Source organism: Polyangium sp. 15x6 (assembly GCF_029960785.1).
Taxonomy (GTDB): domain Bacteria; phylum Myxococcota_A; class Polyangia; order Polyangiales; family Polyangiaceae; genus Polyangium.
Genome location: NZ_JASBQE010000040.1, coordinates 18,115 through 39,264, shown reverse-complemented (window position 1 = coordinate 39,264; position 21,150 = coordinate 18,115). Strand labels below are relative to the sequence as shown.

Sequence of the window (21,150 nt, the reverse complement as noted above, 5' to 3'; positions counted from 1 at the left end):
GAGGCCCCTCGGGCACGCCCGCACGAAGCCCGCGGGGCCCCAGAACTTACCAGCTAAACCCTCCGGCGAGTAGGCCGATCAGGGGGCGTCCCCGATGCGCCGAGGGTCGTATCGACCGTTCAGGGCGAGAGCTCGCCGGAGGCCGCCGGCTGCGCGGAGGGAGAGGGCGGGCGCGTCAGCATATCGAGCGCTTTCTTCACCGAGCCGACCGCCCCGGCGAGATACACGACGTCACCGACCAGGAAGGGCTCGTTCGGGTCCGTCTGTTCGAGGAGCTTTCCTTCGCGCCGCACGGCCACGATGAGCGCACCTGTGTGTTTTCGCACCCCGAGCGCGGCCGCGGATCGCCCGACGGCCGCGCTCGCCTCGGTCAAGAGCGCGCTCTCGATCTTCAGCTCGGCCAGATCCGCATGCTCGCCGAGCGCGCGTCGCGGAATCGTCTTGGCTCGCTCGGTCGTCTGCGTGGAAGCGCGCGCCTCGTCGAGCCGCTCCTCGATGACGTTGCGCGGGACCTCGAGCCAGCGCAAAAGCCGCGCGAGGATCTCCACGCCGCCCTCGATCTCCTCGGCGACCACGTCGGTCGCGCCCATGGCGAGGAGCGGCTCCTTTTCGAGCATGTATCGCGCCCGCATCAGAATGGGCACGTCCTTCGCGACGCGTTTGGCCGTGTCCACCACGCGCTGCGCAGCTTGCGGGTCGTTCATGAGGAGCAGGAGCGCGCGGGCCTTCTCGAGGTGCGCGTGGCCGAGCGCCTCCTCGCTCGTCGCGTCGCCGTAATAGACCGGCTCGCCGGCCGCGCGGGCGATACGCACCGTCTCCGCATTGAGCTCCAGCACCACGTACCGCGCCCCGCACGCGGCGAGCGCGCGCGCGACGAGCTTGCCCGCGACGCCGTACCCGACGATCACAACGTGCCCCGCGAGGGAATGCTCGTCGCCTCCGTCGGCCTCGTCGATGCTACGCACGCCGATGAGCCGCTCGAGCGGCAAGAGCAGGCGCTCGCCGGCCGTCAAATGCGGGGCCACGCGCACGACGACGGGCGTGAGGAACATGCTCGTGATGCCGGCCGCGAGCAGCGGGCGCGTCGCCCCCGCGTCGACGACGCCCGCGCTCTCGCCGAGCCGCGCGAGCACGAATCCGAACTCGCCGAACTGCGCGAGCCCGACGCCCGCGAGCCACGCGACACGCGCCGGAAAACGCATGGCGAACGCCGCGATCGTCGCGAGAAACCCCTTCGCCACGAGGAACCCGCCGAGCAGGAGCAAGACGAGGAGCGGCTGCTCCAGCACCACCCGCGCGTCGAAGAGCATGCCGAGCGATACGAAAAAGACGCTCACGAAGGCGTCTCGCAGCGGCAGCATGTCTCCCATGGCGCGGTGCCCGTATTCGGTGTCGGCGACGACCATGCCGCCGAGGAAGGCGCCGAGCGCGAGCGAGAGGCCCGCCTTCGCCGTGAGCCACGCCGTGCCCACGCAGAGGGCCAGGACGGCCAGCAGGAAGACCTCGCGGCTGCGCGCCGCGGCGACCCACCGGAGCGCGCGCGGGACGACGAGGCGCGCGACGAGGACGGTCGCGATGACGAGGGCCGCGGCTTTGCCGAGCGCCACGCCAATGGAGCGGGCCATGTCGCCACCCGGCGCGGCCGTCCCGAGCATGGGCACGATGAGGACCATCGGCACGACGCAGAGGTCCTGGAAGATCAACGTGCCGACGATGAACCGCCCGTGCGGCGCGTCGAGCTCGCGCCGCTCCGCGAGGGCCCGGAGCACGATCGCGGTGCTGGAGAGCGCGAAGACGAACCCATAAAAGACGCTCCGCCCCGGGGTTTGCCCGAGCGCCGCGGCCACGCCGGCCACGACGCCCGTGGTCAAACCCACCTGGAGAATGCCGCCGAGCGCGACCTGCTTGAAAATGCTCTTCAGGCGCGCGAGCGAAAACTCGAGGCCAATCGTGAAGAGCAGGAGGACGACGCCTACCTCGGCGAGGATCTCGATCGAGTGGATCGAATGGACGAGCTTGAAGCCGAACGGCCCCACGAGGGCGCCCGAGAAGAGCAGGCCCGCCACGGTCGGCAGGCGCAGGCGCGAGAGGATGACCGTGACGAGCACCCCGAGGGCGGCAATGACGGCAATTTCATCGAGGAGGGGAATCTGTTCCATGGGCCCGTCTCCGTTTCATACGATCGCGTCCGGGCGCTTCTGCACCTTCGCGCGAGAAACCACGCGGCGCTGCTGGACAGCGCTTCCGCGGAAGAACCGCTTGTCGATCCACTCCGTGAGCGGGGCGGCGACGTAAATCGACGAATACGTGCCGACTCCGATGCCGACGAGCAGCGCGAAAGCGAAGTCCTTGATCATGCCCGTGCCCCACCAGAGGAACGCGAACATCGAGAGGGCCGTCACGCCCGACGTGATGATCGTGCGGCCGAGCATCTCCGAAATGGAGAGGTTGATGATCGCCGAGAACGAGAGCCCGCGGTGCCGCGGGAGGTTCTCGCGGATGCGGTCGTAGACGATCACCGTGTCGTTGATGGAGTAGCCGACGATCGTGAGCATCGCGGCCACCGTGGAGATCGTGATCTCGCGCTGGGTAATCGCCATGGCCCCGAGCGCGATGCCGACGTCGTGGACGAGCGCGACGATGCCGCCCGGCGCGAAGCGCAGATCGAAGCGGAACGCGATGTAGGCCATGATGAAGACGAGCGCGATGAGGACGCTCTTGATGGCCGCGTCCCGGAGCTGCGCGCCTGCCTTCGGGCCGATCCACTCGACGCGGAGCGCCTGCGCGGGGACCTTGTCGGCGCCGAGCTCCTGGCGGAGGCCGTCGAGGAGCAGATCGCCCTTCGATCGAAGGTGGATCTCGACCTTGTGATCGCGCTCGTTCGCGAGGACGACGCCCCGCTCGGGTGATTGCAGCGTGATTCCCTCGATGCCTTCGATCTGCTTCTGGATGGCTGCGAGGTCGGGGGCGCTCTCGTAGCGGAGCGATATCTTGTCGCCGCCGGGGCTGAAGCGGATCTCGGTGGGGACGAGCGTGCTCTCGCAACGCGGATCCGCCTTCGTTTCGCCCTCCTCCGCGAGGCAGAACCGCTGCCGCACGGCGTGCTTTTGCTCCTCCGAGAGCGCGTTGACCTCGAGGACACGAATCATCACCCGGTTCGGCGTTCCGGGGCTCGTGACTTCGATCACTTCGGGGGACTCGAATCCCGCGCGCTCCACGGCCGCCCGGATCTCGGTCGTGGGGACGCTCTGCAAGAGCGCGACCTCGATCTCGGTGCCCCCACGAAAATCCGTGCCGAGCCGGAGGCCGGGGGTGAAATACGTGACGATGGAGAGGAGGAGCAAGAGGACACTTCCGCCGATGAAATACCGGCGCTTGCTCATGAAATCGAACTGACGTCCGGGTTTGATGAACTCCATGGCTCACGCCCCCGTCGGGGGCTCGGCCCCTCGATGCGCAAAGAGCGCGCGGCCGAGACGGCCGGCCATGAGCCGGATCCCCACACCCAGAAACAGGGGGACCGACGCAGACAGGAGGAGCAAAAGCTCCGAGCGCAAAATGACCGCAACCAATGTCGACATCTTTTCCTCGAACCCGAGCCCTCGGGCGCACGAAGGCCAAAGCACGCCGGGGCACACGCGTCCCGACGGCGTGCATCATCGAAGGACGCCAGGACAAACAGCACCCGATCCGTGCTCCGGAGGGCGCGAAAAGCCTTGGCTTCCGTGGCGATGAACGAAGAAGGCGGAGCCGCGACGACGCGAGTCCAGCCTTCAGGCGCGGGGAGGACCTCGGGCCGGGTTGACGGCCAGATAATCGGAGGAACGGAGCGCCCGCTCGGGGAGCTCCAGGGACTTGCGCCGCTCGAGCGGCGAACCCGCGAGCACACGCGCAGCCTCGGCGCGGACGACCCACGCGGGCCAGCCGATCGAGGCGGGATCCAGCGACGTATCCCAGCGAATCGGGCCGCGGGACCGCGCCCACGAGGGCCACGAGAGCCGGGAGGGACGCTCCGCTTGATCGCCCGGGCCCTCGGGCACGGGGCGAACCCGGGTCTGCGCGGGGACGGGCGTCGCGACCTGCTGCAGGACCTCGACGACCGCGCCCACGGTCCGCAGCGTGGAAGGCGTGCCCGTGCCGCCGCTGGCGCGCGCCGGCGCGAGGCCGAGCGAGCTCACCACCAGCGAGACGAGGACGAACAGGCCCGCGACGAGGCCGCGTGGAAGCGGGCGACCTTCGGGCGGGCACCGATCACGGCGCCCTGTCGGGTCGTATGCCATCGAGGGGCGCGTCATGGAAGCTCGCGGGTCGCTTCTTTTCCCTCGGATCGTCCAGAAACTCAAGCCCAAAGATCACGGAGGCACGATTTGACCTCCAACGACCCGCGGGCGCACCTCGACAACCGGCGCACCTCGGATATCTTCACGGCCTCGGATGTCTGCATCAAACCCCATCCCCGTCCACGGCGCCCGCCTCGAATACGTTCGCCTCCTCTCGGCCGCGCCCCGCGCGGGGGCCCCTTCCCTCGTATTCCTGCACGAAGGGATTGGCTCGGTCGCAATGTGGAGGGATTTTCCGCAAAAAGTGGCCGATGCCACCGGGTGCGAGGTCGTTGTGTATTCCCGCGCCGGGTATGGCGGGTCCGATCCGGCAAAGCTACCGCGCCTGCCGCGCTACATGCACGACGAGGGGCTCTTCGTCCTGCCTGCGCTGCTCGAGACGCTCGGAATCGAGCGGCCGATCCTGCTCGGGCATTCGGACGGCGGCTCGATCGCGCTGATCTGCGCCGGCGGCACCGAGACCCCGCTCGCGGGCCTCGTCGTGATGGCGCCGCACGTGCTGGTGGAGGATATCTCGATCCGCAGCATCGAGAAGGCCAGGGTCGCTTATACGACCACGGATTTGCCGGCGCGGCTCGGCAAGTATCACGAGGACGTGGACGCGGCCTTCTGGGGCTGGAACGACATCTGGCTGCACCCGGATTTCCGCGCCTGGAACATCGAGGAGTACCTGCCGCGCATTCGCTGCCCCATCCTGGCGATCCAGGGCGTGGACGACGAATACGGCACGATGGACCAGATCCACCGCATCGCCGCGCAAGCAAAGGACGTGGCGCTCGTCGAGCTCGAAGCCTGTCGCCATTCTCCCCACAAGGATCAACCGCAGGCGGTCCTCGACGCGGTGCGGGCCTTCGTCGGGCGGATCGCGCCGAATGGGCTTGACGGTGCGCGGCCGCGCACGTAGCGAAAGGGGATGCGAACGCTCGGGCCCACGGCTTTTCTCCTCGCCTCCGCGTCGATCGTTTCGTGCGGGGGCGCCGAACCCGCGCCGCCGAGCGTCCCGCCGACGGAGCGCGCCGCGGCGACGGCCGAGGCCCCGACGGCCGAGGAGCGAAAGCCGCCGAAGCGGCCGAAGCCGGTCGCGGATACGTGCGCGCTGCCGACGGCGCCGATCGAGGAGCTCACCACGGCCGAGGGCGCCGCGGTGTTCACGACCGACGGCGCGTATCTGGTCTGGTCCGATGGGCGCGCGATCGTGCGCGCCTCGCTGAACGGCGGTGATCGCAAGACGCTCGTCGCGGATGCCACGAAGAGCGCGGTGGTCCGAGGGCTCGGTTTATCGAATGGAGAAGTGTGGTTCCGGGCGGAGGAACGATATGATCAGGGCTGCGCGGGGCTCTTGGGGTTCGTCGGGCAAAACGGCGGTCCGGTCACGTCGGTTTCGCCGGAAGGGTGCATCACGGGGTTTGCCCTGACGCCCGATCGGGTCGTGTTCACGCGGGAAGAATCGGTCCCGACCATCACGGGCATCTCGAGCGGGCTTTACGCAGCGCCCCGAAAAGGAGGGCCCGGAAAAACGCTCCTGCGTCCGTTCGGCGGATATCGCGGCGTCGCGGCGGACGGAGCGTTCATTTATTTCCCGGGGGGTTACGACGGGCTCCATCGCATGCCGCTCGGCGGCGGCGAGGCCGTGGAGGTGTCGAACGGGAAGATCGGCGAGGCCTTCGGCGGGCTCGATGGGCGTCGTTTCACGGTCGACGGGGACGAGATTTTTGCATTGCACGGGCACCCGAACCTCGGCGGCATGCAGATGGCGCGGCTCACGAAGGACGGCAAGGACGCGCGGCTCCTCGGGCCCGCGGTCCCGGCGCATCCGAGCGGCGCGACGCTCCCCGCAGGGCCCCTCGTCACGGACGCGCAGTTCGTTTACTGGGCATCTCCCCTCCGCGGCGCGATCTTTCGGGTCCCGAAGGACGGAGCCTGTCCGCCGTACGCCATCGCGACGGACCGCGAAAAGCCGGACTGGGTGGCGGTGGCGGGCTCGTACGTGTACTGGCTCGAGCTCGACGCCAAACCCCCCCGGATCGCCCGGCGCAAGCTGTACGAGGATCCCGAGCCGCCCGTGGTCCCCGTCAAGAACGCGTCGCCGCCGAGCGTCGCGCCCCCGCCGCCGGCGACGCCCGAGCCGAAGCTCGCCGCGGCCGAGCGGCCGTTCGTCGTTTCGGGGGAATTCGCGGAGCCGACGACGGTCTCGTTCGCCGGCGGGAAGGTGTTTGTCCTCCTCGTGGAGGAGAACTCCAGGATAAGCAATGGCGAGGGGCCCCCTTCTCCATACTGGATTCATGTCCTCGAATTGCGCGGAACGAAGTTCCAGCCGCTCAAGAAGCACCGGATCGAAGGCCACCTCCTCGCCGAGCATGTGGTCGAGAAGAACGGAAAACTCTATCTCGTGGTGCGGGACCCGAGCGCGCGGGGCGAGGCGCACCATTACGAGCCGCTCGCCGGGGGGAAGCAGCTCCCGGGGTACGACAACGAGTGGGAGGAGCCGACGGGCCCGCACATGCCGCCCTCGTGTGAAGCCTCGCCCCCGCCGGCCTCGAAGCTCGCGCCGATGCGTGATCTCTACGGCTGGCCGAAGCACGAGGGGGCGCGTTTCTTCCTCGGGACATCCTGCGACGGCAAACCCAAGATTCAGGTCCTTTTCCAGGACAAATCGCAGATGATCCCCATCGAGCCTTCCGACGAGCTCATGCACACGCAGATCGGGATCGTCTGGAAGGGCGCGGCCGGCGTCTCCGTCTTCGAGAACGGGGCCTTCCGTCGAATCGCGGCCTACCTGCCGAAACGCACGTGGGACCTGCTCCGCGCGCCCGACGGCACGATCGTCGCGCGCGGCGACGAAAACTTCGCCCTTCGCGGCGAAGAATGGGCGCCCTGGCGGCTCGAATCCGGCAGCGCCCGATTCAAGGTCGTGTCCGATGGCGCGGCGCTCTGGGCTTACGTGGGAGATTCGTCGGTCTTCGTGACAGAGCTGCATCGTTACGCGCCAGGCGGCGCGAAGGACGGGGAGCGTATCGACACGAGCACGGCGCGGCTCCCCAAGCGGCGCTGAGGAGGCGTCGCGCGGACGCCCGTCTCAAAACCGGATCCCGTTCTCCGCCCGGTGCTTCCACCACTTCCAGCCGAGCACGGCCGCCGGGACCGCCGCGACGGTCGCGAGGACGGGCATGCCCGCTACAGCCAACGCCACCGTGCCGGCCGTCACCACGCCCGCCTTGACGGCGTTCTTCTTGGACTCCTCGAGGACCTCTTTCCGAGACTTGCTCATGTCCGGATCATGACACGCGCCAGGCAGGACCGGTAGCATCTCGGCAGGCGCTGCGCTGGGGCTTTGCCCCAGGCCCCACCGGGGCTATCCGCCCCTGGACCCGGACCAGCGCAAGCGCTGGACCCGGGGTCGATGAACTGCGCGATGCGCAGTTCATCGAACAGGCCAGGTCAAGACCAACGACGACCCTGCCCATCAAGACCGCGGCGCTGACGATTCAACAGGCAACGTGCCCGTCACCAGCGTGCAACGCACCTTCCTGGTCTTGCCACCGGCCTGTGGAAGAACTGCGCATCGCGCAGTTCTTCCCAAATGGTCCAGGGCTTGCCCTGGTTCGGGTCGAGGGGCGAACAGCCCCCGCGGGGCCCGGGGCAGCGCCCCGGCGCAACGGTTGCCCGACGAGACCAATCATCCGCCTTCGAGGGGCTTGCCGAGCGCAACGAGGTGCTCGACGAGGTTCGTCACGTGTGGCACGCCGAGGCCTGTCACTGGATCCCAGTCGGAGCACGCGCTGTAGCCGTCGACGCGCTGCACGACGGCCTTGCCCACGCTGTTCGCCACGCGCACGCAGACGTCGGTTTGTCCGATCGTGATGTCGCGGAAGGCCGGCGGATCGGCCTTGCGGAGCGAATACAGCGCGGGGTTGGCGAATCCGACCCGGCCCTTGCCTGCCTGGCGCCTCGCCTCGTTCGCGAGCGCGATGATCGCCGCCCAGATGGGCGCGGCCATGCTCGTGCCGCCCGCGTAATCGATCCAGTTGCGGCCGATCACCGCCTGATAACCGAGCGCCGAGAGCACCTCGCCGCGCTGCACCGCGGGGCCGGACGCCATCAAAGCCACGTCCGGAAAACCCCGGCCGTACGGGACGACCGCGGGCGTGTTCGCGCCGCGCGCATACCATTTGCGCAGACTGTCGCGCTGCCAGGCTGGAATGGGGACGTCCTGGCTGAAGCCGCCGCTCGACGCGAGCTGTGTGAATTGCACCAGCTTGGCGACGGCGACCGGCGGCGGGCCGCTCCAGGCGAGCTCGGTGAGCGGATCCACGCAGGTGATCATCGTCCCGCCGACGCTGAGCACGCGCTCCTCGACCGCGGGAAACACGCCGTGTGGCCAGGGCGCGTCGCTCACGGCGTAACCGTCGACCATGCGGCGCGGAATGCCGTCGAGCGCCCCCCAATCGCCCGCCGCGCTGACCACGGTGATTCCGAGCGCCGCGGCCTGATCGAGCAGGCCCGTGACGACGCTCGATCCGAAGATGCGATAATACCGCCGCTCGGGCGTGATCCAGCTCGTCGAGGCCACCGTCACGTTACGCTCCTCGTCGCCGATGACCGCGAGCAGGAACATCGACCAGGGATCCGCGACGACCTCGGGGTCGACGAAATACACGACGAGGCGCGCGCCGGGCGCCATCGCGCCGGCCCAGGCGACGGTCATCGTCGCCTCGAGCCGGTGCAGCGGATCGACGAGCCGACCGCCGCGCGTCGGCCCGAGATCGATCATCTCCACCGCGGGCGGCGTGATGCCGTGGGCGCGCCAGAAGAGGTGCAGGTCGCCGATATCGATGGATCCGCCGAGCATGAGGAGCGCAATGGTTTCCCCCTCGCCCGTGAGATGGTCCGGAAACGCGTAAATGCGGCGGATGTCGGCGGGCGTGACGCCGGCGAGGCCGGGCGGGGGTTTGTTCGGTTCGCTGCGGACCGAAAAGGGAAAACCCTCGCGGAGCTCGAGCGGAACTTCCTCTTGCCGGGCGCGGGAGACCATCGAGCTACGGGCCTCGGGCGCGTTGCGCAGGCCGTGGACGGCCTGGATGTAGCCGGCGAGCTCGCGGGGGACGGCGGTGTCGACGCGCGGGGCGCGGTGCCCGGCGGGCTCGCGCAGCCAATCGGCGAGGTGGCGGCCGAAGGCGCGGCGGATCGGCTCCTCGGGCGCGCGCACCACGATGAGCTGCCGACCGACGGGCCCGGACGGGAGCGGCTCGAGGCCGGCGCGGCGAAGCCAGGTGTGCACGGCCTCGATCTGCGTGTCGTGGAGCGCGACGAGGCCCCCGAGCTCGGCGCGCGACAGGTGGCGGCCGTAACGCGGGCTCGCGGGGTCGGAGCACTCGATCACGAGGTCCAGGAGCTCCGCGCGCGAGCGATCGTGGAGGATGACGGTGATGTCGATCGGCTCGTTCGGGCCCGGCGGCGGCGTCATGGACATGGAGCGAGCCTACCCGAGCGGGCTCGTGTGAGGCAAACGGGGCCGTACGCGGCGTGGAAAGGGAACGTCGGCTCGTGTTTGGCGTGAACGGATGCTAGACAGCCCGGATGTCCGAGGTCCGAACGCCCTCCCCCCGCGAGCGCTTGCACGAGCTCTTCCTCAAGGTCGACTCGTTCTTCGCGCACGCGAAGAGCCGGTGTGGCGAGGCGATCACCTGCGCCGCGGGCTGCGACGACTGCTGCCGGCGGCGATTCTCGGTGACGACGATCGAGGCGGCGGAGGTGCAGGAAGCGCTCGATCGCCTGCCGGCCGAGGAGCGGCAAACGATCGCGGCGCGGGCGGCGGATCCCGCGGGGACGGATTGCCCTGCCCTCGGTGAAGACGGCCGCTGCGCCGTGTACGAGGCGCGCCCCACGATCTGCCGGACGCACGGCTTGCCGATTCGTTTCACGGAGCGAACGGGCGGTCGGTCGCTCCCGGTCGTCGACGCCTGCCCGAAGAACTTCGCCGGGCAGGATCTCGCGTCGCTCGATCCCCGGGCCGTGCTCGATCAAGCGACGCTCTCCACGGTGCTCGCGGCGCTCGACGCGGCGTATGCGGACGCGGTCGGGCTCCCGCGCGGGCAGCGGATCGAGATGACGACGCTCTGCTCGTCCTGACGTACATCAGGCTTGACTAATATAAGCGGACGATGATACTCATCCTCCGTGGAAGCGTTCGACGTCCTCGGGGACCCGGTCCGCCGCCGGATCCTCGAGCTGCTCGCCGACGGTGAGCAGACTTCGGGGGCGATCACCGAGGTCATCCAGAGGGAGTTCGGGATTTCGCAGCCGGCGGTATCGTTGCACCTCAAAGTGCTGCGGGACAATGGGTTTGCCACGGTACGGGCGGAGGGCACGCGGCGGCTTTATGCCGTCGACGTCCGGCCTTTGCAGGAGGTCGACCTGTGGCTCGATCGCTTCCGCCAATTCTGGGAGCAGCGCCTCGACGCGCTCGCGACGGAGCTCGCCCGAGGCAAACGTGAACGCCGCTTGAAGGCCGAAGCGCGTTCGTCCACGAACGACGATACGACCACGAGGGAGAAGGACAAACCATGATGGACATCATGAAGGAGCTCATCGCCGTACATCGGGAGACCGGCCCCAGGACGATGCCCGGGGGCGAAGGCCGCACGGTGAAGCTGAGGCGGAGCTACGATGCGGAGATCGAGGACGTCTGGGATGCGATCACGAATCCCGACCGCATCCGCCGCTGGTTTCTCCCGGTCGAGGGCGATCTGCGCCTCGGCGGGCGTTACAAGCTCAAAGGCAATGCCGGCGGCAAGATCCTGCGCTGTGAACCGCCCCGTCTGCTCGAAGTGACGTGGTCGATGGACCCGAAGGACGAGGAGAACAGCAAGGTCGAGGTGCGGCTGTCGGTCGGCGAGGACGCCCAGACGATCCTCGATCTCGAGCACGCAGCCATCGTGCCCCCCGGCATGTGGTCCGAATACGGGCCCGGCGCCGTGGGCGTCGGCTGGGATCTCACGCTGCTCGGCCTGGCCATGGAGCTTCGTTCGATCTTCCTCGAAGACAAGGACGCCTGGAGCCTGACGCCGGAGGCGAGGCAATTCATCATCGGGAGCAGCGTCGACTGGGGCGCCGCGAATCAAGCCGCCGGCGCATCCGCCGAAGACGCCAAGAAGTGCGTCGAGAACACGACCAAGTTTTACGCGCCAGACCCGACCCCGGCGACCTGAGCGCGGCGTCGGGCGTAGCCGCTCTCAGCAGGGCCGGTTCGGGCGGCAATCGCCGTTCCTCGGCGGCGTCACTTCAGCTTGGCGAGCAGGAAGGCCCATTCATCCTGCCCCATGGAGGTATCGACGCCGAGGGCCTCGATCTTCGCCACCACCGGGACCCCCGCGGCCTGCGCTGCCTCCATGACCGCGCGTGCATGGTGGGCGTGGTGGAAGAGCTCGCCCGTGTTCTTGGGGGATTCCAGCGTCGCGAGCTGGTTGTGCACGTACACGGGCGGATCGTCGGCGCCGAGGAGGCCGAGCATGTCGACGTCGGCGCGATAGGCCTGGATGGGCGGCGTGTCGATCTCGTCGATCGATTCCATTCCGTAAAACGACGCGAAGCGCTGCTCGAGGCCCAGGGCGGCGGCGGCCTCGACCATCGAGATGCCGTATTCCTTGAACACGACCGTCTCCCATTTGATCAGATCGTACGTCGCCTGCGTGGCGTTCGCCGCCACGGCGATCGGCCGGGTGGACTGCTTCGCCACGGGATCGGCGCCGCCGGCCGCGGCCATGTCATCGTGAAACGCGAGCCACAGGCTGGTGCCCGCGCCCGCCGAGCTTCCGAGCAGCGCGACCTTGCTCGCGTCGATGTTCAGCTCGCTCGCGTGGTACCGGAGGAACTGCAATGCCCGCCGGCAATCGCCGAGGGGTTTTGCGACGCCCTCGGTATCCACGGGATCGAGCAGCCGATAATTGAGACTCGCAAAGGCGACGCCCTGGGCGAGCACGCCCGTGATCTTCGCATTGTACTTTTCGGCCTTGTCCCCACCGGTGAACCCGCCGCCGTGGATGTAAATCATGAGCGGCGTGGGCGCGGCGCTCTTCGGCAGGAAGACATCGAATCGATGCAACGGATCCGAGCCGTACGCGACGTCGGCGTAAAAGGTCACGTCGACGCTGTCCGTGGGGATCGGCGGCGTGGACGCTTCGGGCAAATCGAGATCGACGAGGTACGGGCCCGGATCCGCTCCGCCGCCGCCACCTGCTCCAGCACCTCCGGCTCCGCCGCCGAGCCCGCCGGTGCCTGGAGCGCCGCCCGCCGCGGCGCTGCCTCCGGAGCCGGGTCCCTGGTCATCGGCGGCCTGTCCGCACGCGAGGAGCGGAACGAACACGAGCATCCAAGCAAGGTAAGTACGCATGGGGCTACTTCTATGTGATGCGAACTTCTGAACGAACGTTCGTTTACCAAACGATTACAAGGATTCGCACGAGGGGGTCAACAGGATTCGTCTCGGGGCCTGGACGGCCTTCGGCGCGTGTCGGCCGGCGGAAACGGCCGTCATTTATGTATGCACTTCCATAAGCGCTAGGGGATTTCTTCCTCCGCGAGGATCGTGTAGCCCTGTTCGGGGCGATGAACCTTGCAGGCATCGACGTGAACCTCGTCGTCGCCCTGGATGCCCTGCTCCAGGAGCGCAGCGTCACCGAGGCTGCCAGGCGGATCGGGCTCAGCCAGCCGGCGATGAGCCACGCGCTCGCACGGCTGCGCGAGACGCTCGGCGATCCGCTGCTCGTGCGCGTGGGGCGCGCCATGACGCTCACGCCTCGCGCCGAGGCCCTCGTGCCCCGCGCTCGCGCCGTCGTGGAGGAGCTCGAAGCGCTGCTCGCGCCCCTGCCCTCGTTCGATCCGAAGACGAGCCGCCGCACCTTCAAGCTCGGGGCCACGGATTACGTGCAGTTCGTCCTTTTGCCCGCGCTCGAGGAGCTCCTCTCTCGCGAGGCGCCGAGCCTCACCTTGCACATCCTGCCCATCGGCGTTCCTCCGGCGTCCGAGTCGCTCTGCGACGGCGAGATCGACCTGGCCGTGGGGCGCTTCGAGCACGAAACAATGCCGCTCGACGTGCGCCGCGTGCCCCTCTTCCAGGACACGTTCGTCGGCGTGGCGCGCGAAGGCCACCCGAAGGCGCGCGGAAAGCTCGATCTCGCGACGTACGCGGAGCTCTCGCACGTGCTCGTGTCGCCGCGCGGCAAGCCGGGCGGGATCGTGGACGGCGCGCTCGCGAAGAAGGGCCTCGTGCGGCGCGTGGCCCTCACCGTCCCGCATTTTCTCGTCGTGCCGCACATCGTGGCGACCTCGAATCACGTGACGACGATGCTCGCCCACGTGGCCGCGACGTTCACCACGCTCCTGCCCCTCGCGACGTTCGAGCCGCCCCCCGAGCTCGACCTCGCGCCGGTCACGATGACGATGGTGTGGCACGAAAGGACGCACGAGGATCCCGGGGCGCGCTGGCTGCGCGATGCGCTCGTGCGGGTCGCGCAGCCGCTCGCCCAGGCGCTCGCCCAGGCGCGAGGATCGCGGAGCGATAAAAAGGCCAAAAGCCCCAAGGCCCCGCTCGCCCCCGAGCACGCCTCGTGACAGAGTAAAAACGTCATGAGCGACGCGAGCACGCCGGAGAAGAAGGCGAACGTGATCCCCCTCCCCGCGATTCCCGAGGTCGAGGTGCCGCCCATGCCGGCCATTCCCGAGGTCGAGGTGCCGAAGCTCGATCCGCCCGCCGGGCCAGGAGCAGGAGAATACCCGGTCGTCCCGGAGGCGCCGCCCATTCCGCCGCCGCCCGTGATCCCGCCCTCCCCGCTCGCGCCGCGCCCCTTTGCAGCGGCGCCCCCGGCGCCCGCCGCCGCGCCCTACGTGCCGCCCATTCCCCCGGAAACCTATCCGGTGCCAGCCGCGCCCGAGGCCTACGCGACGCCCGAGCCGCCCGCCCCGTACCCCATCCCCGAGCCGCCGGCCGGCTACCCCGTCCCCGAGCCGCCCGCGCCGTATCCCGTCCCCGAGCCGCCCGCCTGATCGCAAGGAACCTCGCCGCGACGAACGCACGTTGCGACACATACGAGATCATCGTTCAGTCGAGGAGAACGATGCTCTACGATGCACGCGAGAGCCTCCATGCCCCACCTCGTCGTGCGCAAGCCGGGCCAGATGGCCTATTCCGCGAAGCGGCGCGGCTGCTCGGGATCACGCGCATCATGATGAAGCGGCGCGTGGATCGGCTGATGGCCGGCGCGGGCAAGGACGAGGATTGAGCGGCGCTCGGCTCAGGCCGATGCGAGCCTGGCAGGCGCCATGCTCCGAGCCGGTGCGGGCCCCGCTTCCGTGGACACCCCCAATGGCGCGAACATGCGCCAGGAGCGGTGGCTGGTTCGAGAGAATCATGGTCGCGTGGGCCAGCACAAACAAAACAAGGGGAGCTGACATGAAGCAACTCGGCGTTCGCGCAGTGATTCTTGCTGGCTCGACCTTGATCGCCTCTGCCTGTGACAGACCGAGCGACGCCCCGAAGCCGACCGCAGCGGCAGCGCCTGCGCAGCACGATCCGCTGGGCCCGCCTTCCCAGGCCGAGATGCCCACGACCCATGGCATCATTGCCACCACCAACCTCATCGGGCACATCGAGGCCCTGACCAGGAACCTCGAGAGCCACCCCGGGGATCTCGAGTCGAAGCGGCAGCTCATCGAGCTCCTGGCCGCGCGCGGCCAGTACCTCGGCCGCATCGCGGATGCCGAGCGCGCCGCCGCGATGGCCGAGGAGCTGGTGCGCGATGCGCCCACCCGCCCATGGGCCTACGCAGCGCGCGCCCACACCCGCGCCGCGATGCACCGCTTCACCGAGGCCCTCGCCGATCTCGCCGAAGCAGAAAAGAGGGGCGAGCCCCCGGCCAACTTGATCGCCCAGAAGGCGATGATCCTGGAGGGGCAGGGCGACCTCGACGGCGCGCTCGCTCTCCGGCGCAAGATGCGCGAGCTCAATCCCAACCTGAACGCCCTCGGCCTCGAGGGGGCGCTCGTCGGCCAGATGGGCCGGACCGACGAGGCGGTCGGACTCTTCCGCCGCGCTGCTGCGGAGTACCGCGACGTCTCCCCGTTCCCCGTGGCCTGGCTCTTCCTCCAGCAGGGCTTGCTCTGGGAGCGAGCCGGCAACGTCGCTCGCGCCAAAACGTTCTACGCTGCCGCGCACGAACGGCTCCCTGGATACGTTCACGCCGCGGCACACCTCGCCACGCTGGAGCAGCCCGCAGTCGGCATCGAGCTGTTGAAGTCGATCGCCGACGCGTCCGATGATCCCGAGTTCGAGCACATCCTCGTCAACCGCCTGCGAGCGCACGGCGACGTCGCCGACGCGGACGCGCGGGCGGCGCATGTGCGGGCACGCTACGCCGAGCTGGTCGACAAGCACCCCGAGGCCTACGCCGAGCACGCCGGATGGTTCCTCCTCGACGAGGGCAAGGAGCCCCAGAACGCCCTCGCGTTCGCAAAGACGAACCTCGCCGTGCGCCGTACCGAGAAGGCCTATCAGCTCGCCATGCTGGCGGCGTTCGCAGCGGGGGCGCGCGCCGAGGCCTGCACCTTCGGGCAGGATGGCGCCAAGCTTCCCTATGCGAGCGGGATGCTCCGCGCCATCGCCGCAGACGCCTGTAAGCCGGCAGCCGTGCCGTAAGCTTCGGGCCCGCCCTGGGCGCGGGCCGCCGCGCCCCCCGGCGCTCAGCCTGGTGTGAGGCGCGCGCGTCGGCGCCGCACCGCGAGCAGCACCCCCAGCCCGACCCAGAGCCCACCGGTAGCCGGTGACCCGCGCACGCCACATCCGCAGGCATTCCCTTTCATCGATTCGCCGGCTGCTTCGGAAGGCGGACCGGCATTCGCTTTCATCGGTTCGCCGGCCGCTTTGGGAGGCGGACCGGCATTCGCCTTCATCGGTTCGCCGGCCGCTTCGGAAGGCGGCGCGAACGGAGGCGGCACGAACGGGAATTCATCCACCGTCGCGCGGGCCGGCCTGGAAACGCCGACGCCCCTCTTCGGTCCTTTCAGGCGGTCGAGGCCGTTGATGAACACCGTCAGCGTGGTCTCGATGACGTCTTCGTTGGGGAGACGGCCACCGACGATCGGCGCCGGCCCCCCGCGGAATTCTCCCATTTCGATGCCTAGATATCCATTGGCATCACTGGAGGGCTTCGTCGGCTGCTCCACATTGACGATGAGAAAATCATCCATCAGGAGGTCGACCCAGGGGTGAGGGTTGTCCCAGTCGAATACACTGATGACGGGCGCGTCGAGCTCGAGCATCTCGAACCCATCCAGCCGGTGCAGTCCCGCATTCAGCTTCTCCCGATACTTACCTACGTTCTCGGGCTTGAGGGAGAACGCATCATCTGCATTCCAGAGATCCTTGGTCTCGTTATCGCGAACGAGGAAGACGGTGATCTCCACCCGCCCCATGCGATCGACCCGGCGCATCTCTCCCTTATCCATGTACGAGGCCTCGGCGACCGCCGCGAGAAGATGCGTATCCGCCTTCAAAAACTTCTCGGGATTCAGGTCGACGACGATACTGAGGACGTTCTTTCCGTCGAACGTGTTGACCCCCGGCCATTCCTCCGCGGAGCTCAGATCGGTGTCACGCCAGACCGGCATCCTCACCCGTGCCCGGTCCGTGAACAACTGATCGGCCCTGGGCCCTCCGAAGATCTTGAAGTCAGGGTTCGAGCCGCCCCCCGAGTCCCCCGTGTTCACGGTGGCCTTCATGATCGGCTCCGGCGCCTTCCCCTTGGCCTGCAGGCGCAAAAGCTCGCAGTTCAGGACCTGCGGGGCGGCCGTGCCCGTGACGCGGCAGTCGATCCGAAATTCCTCGTCGGATACGAGAGCCTTGAAGGGAGATTTCTGAAAGCCTTTGACGGCGCGCATGCGGAAGCTGTACGTCAATACATCACTGAAGAGCGCCGTCGGGGGAGCGTATGGATGGACGCTCAGGATCAGCGAGAGACGCTTTTGCTGATGCGCATCCACCCTCGGAAAGATGAAGAAGTCGGAGATGTCCCAGTCCGGATGTTCCTTGAAGTTGCTGCCGTCGTTGTGGTCGGCGGCAAACGAAGTTCCGACGACGGCGACGAGCAGGATCGACAGCAGCGCCGCCAGCAGGTGGCGGAGCCGCGGCTGCGGTAGATTCGATGGTGTTCTTCTCCTCACGATAACCCTCCCAGAGACATACCCAGAAGTCGTGGTTCGACATGACCCGAGAAACGTGGCGTACCTTTCCGCTGCGGCGCTCGAAGTGCGCGAATCGTCTGCAAGCCCGTGCTCTCTACGCCTCAAACCCGCCAAAACGCGGCATGGGGCCAGCGCCTCTCCTGACGGTACAACTGGTCTTTGCTTTGCAGGTATTGCATGAAAATGGCCGTCAAGGTGGCCTCGTATTCCCGCAACGCGCCTTCGCCCCCGCCGCTTCGCGCCGCCACGATGGTCGAAGCGGCCAGCTGCGCCGTGTACACCGCGTTGGTGATGCCGTGGGAGGAAAGCGGGTCGAAGCTCAACGCGGCGTCGCCCAGCGCGAGCCAGTGACGGCCCGCCATGGTATGAGCCTTGGAAGAGTTGGCCTTGGCCCCTAAGACCTTGGTGGCGCCGTCCCCGCTCAAGAAATGGCGCAAGAATTTGGTCTCGCTCAGGTGGCGATGCCAGTTCGCATATTTGTGCAATGGGGCCAGCAGCGCATCCTGACCGGCCACCTCGTTTGCTCCCGCGGTTCGGGTGAACAGCGTGAACACGTTTTCCCGCTCGTTCAACCGCGAAACGATCCCCCATCCTGCCTCGAACGCCTCAATCAGCACTCCGTGCGGCAGCGCTGGGTGATCCACCCGAGGTACATGGCAACTGAAGGCGGTCAGGCTGTCGAAATCCTGCGTGCGGATCCCCAAGCGGCGCAGGACCGCGCGCTGCCTGCCCGTGGCATCGACCAGCAGTTTCCCCGAAATGCGATGTGTCCGTTCGTCGTGCCTGAACGTGACCGCGACCTCCGGCCCGTCGCAGGACACCGACAGGAGCTTTTCGAACCAGACGACATGCGCCGCCTGACGTCCGAGCAGCGTCGCCGAAAGCGCCTGCTTGTCGATCTTCAAGCCGTGCTGGAAGCCGCGGTGAAAGAAGAAATTGTTGTCCGTCACCACGTCCCGTCCCCACACGGAATGGTAGCCATGGGTTCTTTGGATGGCGGCGGCTTCGAACACCTCCAGCAGATCGAGCCGGCTGAGCAAAGGCAAGGCGGACGGTGGCAAGGTCTCGGCGAGAGCGAACCCCTTGCCACCACCCTTTCGCCCGAGCAGCGTATGCGCCACGCCCTGCCTTTCCAGCAGCAGCGATAGCGAAACCCCGGCTATGCCTTGGCCGACGATGATGACATCGGTCTCCGACACGGGCGCGCCAAGGCTCAGCGGTTCGACTTGCCGTTGAACGCCACGTACACGATCTCCGGGACGCCCTCGATCGGCGGATCCATTTTGCGTCCGGTCACCATCCCGATCTTGTCCCATTGGTAGACCATGCTGATCAAGCCGTTCATGTAGCCACCCTCGGCGTGATAACCGACGAATCCAGTATTGGTGGTTTGCAGCCAGGGCAGGCGATTGGCATAGATGTGCTTCTTGGTCTCGGGCAAGATCTGCGGGTCGCTCATTTTACGGAAGCTCTCTTGGGGGATCACGTGCACCGGCAGGTTGGCGGCCCACCATGCTGGCACCGGATATTGCTTCTCGATGAACACCGCCTGGCAGCTTCCTGCGTCTGACTGCCAGGGGATTCCCATCCATTTGGTCAGGTCGCCCGGCGTGATTCTCCAGAGCCAGTGCCTGACGCCGCGGTCGTCGATGCGCATCGACTCCCGGATGTCCTCCGGCCCCATCTGGAGCCCGAAATCATTGAAGAAGATTTCCTCCTGCTCGGCCTTGGAAGCGGAATTGATGCGCACCTCGCGCAGGCCAAACAGGCTGAACCCCGGCGCCACGCTCTTGAACACTTCGCGGTTTTCGGAGTACATCAGGTTGTGGCGCATCGGCCAGGTCAGCTCCACGCCCGGGTGGAAGCCACCGCCGTACAGCGTTTCCAGCACCGCCCTGGTCATGAGCAGTGGCTTTTTCGACGGGTCTGCCGCTGCTTCCAGGAACTTGGAGCGGAAATAGGCGCCGAGCGCGTCGATGTTCTCGACCTCCAGCCCTTCGATGGCAGCGAAATTGCCGTCGCGCCATTGCTTCAAGGCGTCGAACAGCATCGGCGGGATCGCGAACCACTGCGCCGGGCTGCCAGGGTAGTCGATGCCGTCGCCGGGGTAAAACGGCAGCTTCAGTTCGTCTGTGCCGCTGCCCCGGTTCTCGATGTTGGTGGCGCACTTGCTGGGGATGATCGGCTCGTTGTTGTAGGGGTAGGCGGGGTCGCGGAACAAGCGAAACACCTGTTCCCGCACGGCGGCGGCCTCGGCAGCCGGCTCTTTCTTGAACAGATATTTGAATTTACCGTCCGCCGTCAGCCTGTCGATGGTCTCCTTGAACGAGGGCGAAAGAAAATCACCGAGGTTGACCCATTGCATCCGATAAAGCCGGTACAGCAGCGGAAACACCAGCGAGAAGTCGAACGGGAACGTCTCGTTCGACGCACCCAGGATCATGTCGTACATGGTGGCAATCGGCTGTATTTGCGGCGCGTAATCCGGCGGTGCGGTGACGATCCAGGCAGCGGATTGGGCGTCCGTCAACTCAATCCTGCTATCATCGCCCCTCGAAACCAGCGTCGCTGTGACCCTACCGTCGCAGATGTCGTCGAACCAATTGGAATTGTCGGCAAAATCAGTGTTGAGGTCGGACGGGTTCAGGGACGCCGACTTACCATCGGCCGCGTAAAAAATGAGGGCACCATCATCGTATTCGATGCTGCCCAAATTGACGTCCTTGTGCTCGGTGTTCAGGCTCATAGCCAGCCGGCTAACTTTCTTGCCTGATTGGTCGCCGTTGCTGTGGTCGTGTTCTGGAAAAGGAAAATGCCCTCGCAAGGGCGTCAGGCCATCCCCGCTGCGCACGGTGGTCAGGCCGGGGCGATTCACCAGCTCTTTGCGGTAGTTATAGGGGTGCTCGGGGTCGCGGACGTGCATGTCCAACACATTCGGGTTGCGCTGCGTCGCTCCGATGCCCGGCGCCAGCTTCTCTTTCGCGAAATTGGGGCTGAGGTTTTGGTTGGTCGAGAGGATGGAGAGGTCCAGGCAGTTGTTGAAATTGTACCAAAACGGCTTCTTGTTCGCGACCTCGACGTGCCATTCGATTCTGTACTCGTTGGGGTCGACCCGCTTCACCGGCACGCCCTGCGCGTCGCATTCATACACATAGAATCGCTGCGCCTGCTTCTTGATCTTGCCGTCATCGGTAAGATATTGCTCGTCTGTCTTGTACAGGTTGTCCCAGGGAATTTCGGGACTGAAAATGGCCTGGTCTTTAAGAGCAGGGCCATTGCCGAGGCGGGCGACGCCAATGGAGGGGTAGATCCGGAACTTGGGATGGTTCGTGCTCATGAGTATCTCCCGAGTAGAATGACCTAGGATTTCGCTGCGCTTGGATCGGCAGGGGGCGGGTCAGCATCGACAGCACTGCGGCTTCCGAGGCCGGACAAAAGCACGCCTCGCAGGTCCCCTTCACATCAGGGCACGCCATTTCCCAAATGGCACCCGGACGCACTTCGCGTGCGATGCCCCTCCCCTCATGAGTGTTCAGGACATCAGAACCCCTGTAAGATGTCAAGCACTTTTGGGCAG

General features: G+C 67.1%; 18 protein-coding genes. 9 read left to right on the top strand and 9 right to left on the bottom strand.

Features of this window, described 5'->3' with window-relative positions; all coding sequences use genetic code 11:
• Window positions 1-119 precede the first annotated feature (119 nt).
• The 3 genes from QHF83_RS27155 to QHF83_RS27145 all read right to left on the bottom strand — a co-directional run bounded on the left by QHF83_RS27155 (window position 120) and on the right by QHF83_RS27145 (window position 4,280).
• Window positions 120-2,159: a cation:proton antiporter gene (locus tag QHF83_RS27155; protein WP_282420858.1), complete on the bottom strand. Its 2,040-nt coding sequence runs from the start codon at window positions 2,157-2,159 to the stop codon at window positions 120-122.
• Window positions 2,160-2,174: 15 nt separating this feature from the next.
• Complete coding sequence (gene secF, locus QHF83_RS27150) at window positions 2,175-3,419, bottom strand: protein translocase subunit SecF (RefSeq protein WP_282420857.1); 1,245 nt, start codon at window positions 3,417-3,419, stop codon at window positions 2,175-2,177.
• A 354-nt stretch (window positions 3,420-3,773) separates the two neighbouring features.
• Window positions 3,774-4,280: a hypothetical protein gene (locus QHF83_RS27145; RefSeq protein WP_282420856.1), complete on the bottom strand. Its 507-nt coding sequence runs from the start codon at window positions 4,278-4,280 to the stop codon at window positions 3,774-3,776.
• A 154-nt stretch (window positions 4,281-4,434) separates the two neighbouring features.
• Here QHF83_RS27145 and QHF83_RS27140 point away from each other — a divergent pair, with 154 nt between their 5' ends.
• A complete protein-coding gene (locus tag QHF83_RS27140; RefSeq protein WP_282420855.1) occupies window positions 4,435-5,244 on the top strand; it encodes an alpha/beta hydrolase in 810 nt (269 codons plus the stop codon).
• A gap of 9 nt (window positions 5,245-5,253) precedes the next feature.
• Window positions 5,254-7,392 (top strand): hypothetical protein, encoded by a 2,139-nt coding sequence (locus QHF83_RS27135; protein ID WP_282420854.1) that lies wholly within the window; start codon window positions 5,254-5,256, stop codon window positions 7,390-7,392.
• A gap of 24 nt (window positions 7,393-7,416) precedes the next feature.
• Here the strand turns inward: QHF83_RS27135 and QHF83_RS27130 are convergent, their stop codons facing one another.
• Window positions 7,417-7,608, bottom strand: a complete 192-nt coding sequence (locus QHF83_RS27130) for a hypothetical protein (RefSeq protein WP_281311250.1) — start codon at window positions 7,606-7,608, stop codon at window positions 7,417-7,419.
• A gap of 408 nt (window positions 7,609-8,016) precedes the next feature.
• Complete coding sequence (locus tag QHF83_RS27125) at window positions 8,017-9,810, bottom strand: S53 family peptidase (RefSeq protein WP_282420853.1); 1,794 nt, start codon at window positions 9,808-9,810, stop codon at window positions 8,017-8,019.
• A gap of 107 nt (window positions 9,811-9,917) precedes the next feature.
• On the opposite strand from QHF83_RS27125, the gene QHF83_RS27120 reads away from it, so the two are divergent.
• Genes QHF83_RS27120 through QHF83_RS27110 form a run of 3 tightly spaced genes read left to right on the top strand, consistent with a single transcriptional unit; the run spans window position 9,918 to window position 11,548 of the window.
• Window positions 9,918-10,469 carry a YkgJ family cysteine cluster protein gene (locus tag QHF83_RS27120; RefSeq protein WP_282420852.1) on the top strand — a complete coding sequence of 184 codons (552 nt, stop codon included), beginning with the start codon at window positions 9,918-9,920 and terminating at the stop codon, window positions 10,467-10,469.
• Window positions 10,470-10,517: 48 nt separating this feature from the next.
• Window positions 10,518-10,907 (top strand): metalloregulator ArsR/SmtB family transcription factor, encoded by a 390-nt coding sequence (locus QHF83_RS27115; protein WP_282420851.1) that lies wholly within the window; start codon window positions 10,518-10,520, stop codon window positions 10,905-10,907.
• On the top strand, window positions 10,904-11,548 hold the full coding sequence (locus QHF83_RS27110) for an SRPBCC family protein (RefSeq protein ID WP_282420850.1): 645 nt from the start codon (window positions 10,904-10,906) through the stop codon (window positions 11,546-11,548). Before QHF83_RS27115 ends, QHF83_RS27110 begins: the two co-directional genes overlap by 4 nt.
• Before the next feature lie 68 nt (window positions 11,549-11,616).
• On the opposite strand, the gene QHF83_RS27105 is transcribed toward QHF83_RS27110, so the two are convergent.
• Window positions 11,617-12,729: an alpha/beta hydrolase gene (locus QHF83_RS27105; RefSeq protein ID WP_282420849.1), complete on the bottom strand. Its 1,113-nt coding sequence runs from the start codon at window positions 12,727-12,729 to the stop codon at window positions 11,617-11,619.
• A 215-nt stretch (window positions 12,730-12,944) separates the two neighbouring features.
• On the opposite strand from QHF83_RS27105, the gene QHF83_RS27100 reads away from it, so the two are divergent.
• The 4 genes from QHF83_RS27100 to QHF83_RS27085 all read left to right on the top strand — a co-directional run bounded on the left by QHF83_RS27100 (window position 12,945) and on the right by QHF83_RS27085 (window position 16,029).
• Window positions 12,945-13,949 (top strand): LysR family transcriptional regulator, encoded by a 1,005-nt coding sequence (locus QHF83_RS27100; protein WP_282420848.1) that lies wholly within the window; start codon window positions 12,945-12,947, stop codon window positions 13,947-13,949.
• 15 nt (window positions 13,950-13,964) lie between these two features.
• Complete coding sequence (locus QHF83_RS27095) at window positions 13,965-14,381, top strand: hypothetical protein (protein ID WP_282420847.1); 417 nt, start codon at window positions 13,965-13,967, stop codon at window positions 14,379-14,381.
• A gap of 71 nt (window positions 14,382-14,452) precedes the next feature.
• Window positions 14,453-14,617: a hypothetical protein gene (locus QHF83_RS27090; RefSeq protein ID WP_282420846.1), complete on the top strand. Its 165-nt coding sequence runs from the start codon at window positions 14,453-14,455 to the stop codon at window positions 14,615-14,617.
• A 170-nt stretch (window positions 14,618-14,787) separates the two neighbouring features.
• A complete protein-coding gene (locus QHF83_RS27085) occupies window positions 14,788-16,029 on the top strand; it encodes a tetratricopeptide repeat protein (RefSeq protein ID WP_282420845.1) in 1,242 nt (413 codons plus the stop codon).
• 44 nt (window positions 16,030-16,073) lie between these two features.
• Here the strand turns inward: QHF83_RS27085 and QHF83_RS27080 are convergent, their stop codons facing one another.
• The 3 genes from QHF83_RS27080 to QHF83_RS27070 all read right to left on the bottom strand — a co-directional run bounded on the left by QHF83_RS27080 (window position 16,074) and on the right by QHF83_RS27070 (window position 20,910).
• A complete protein-coding gene (locus QHF83_RS27080) occupies window positions 16,074-17,552 on the bottom strand; it encodes a DUF4331 family protein (RefSeq protein WP_282420844.1) in 1,479 nt (492 codons plus the stop codon).
• Window positions 17,553-17,674: 122 nt separating this feature from the next.
• A complete protein-coding gene (locus QHF83_RS27075) occupies window positions 17,675-18,772 on the bottom strand; it encodes an FAD-dependent monooxygenase (RefSeq protein WP_282420843.1) in 1,098 nt (365 codons plus the stop codon).
• 14 nt (window positions 18,773-18,786) lie between these two features.
• Window positions 18,787-20,910, bottom strand: a complete 2,124-nt coding sequence (locus tag QHF83_RS27070; RefSeq protein ID WP_282420842.1) for a LodA/GoxA family CTQ-dependent oxidase — start codon at window positions 20,908-20,910, stop codon at window positions 18,787-18,789.
• Window positions 20,911-21,150 lie beyond the last annotated feature (240 nt).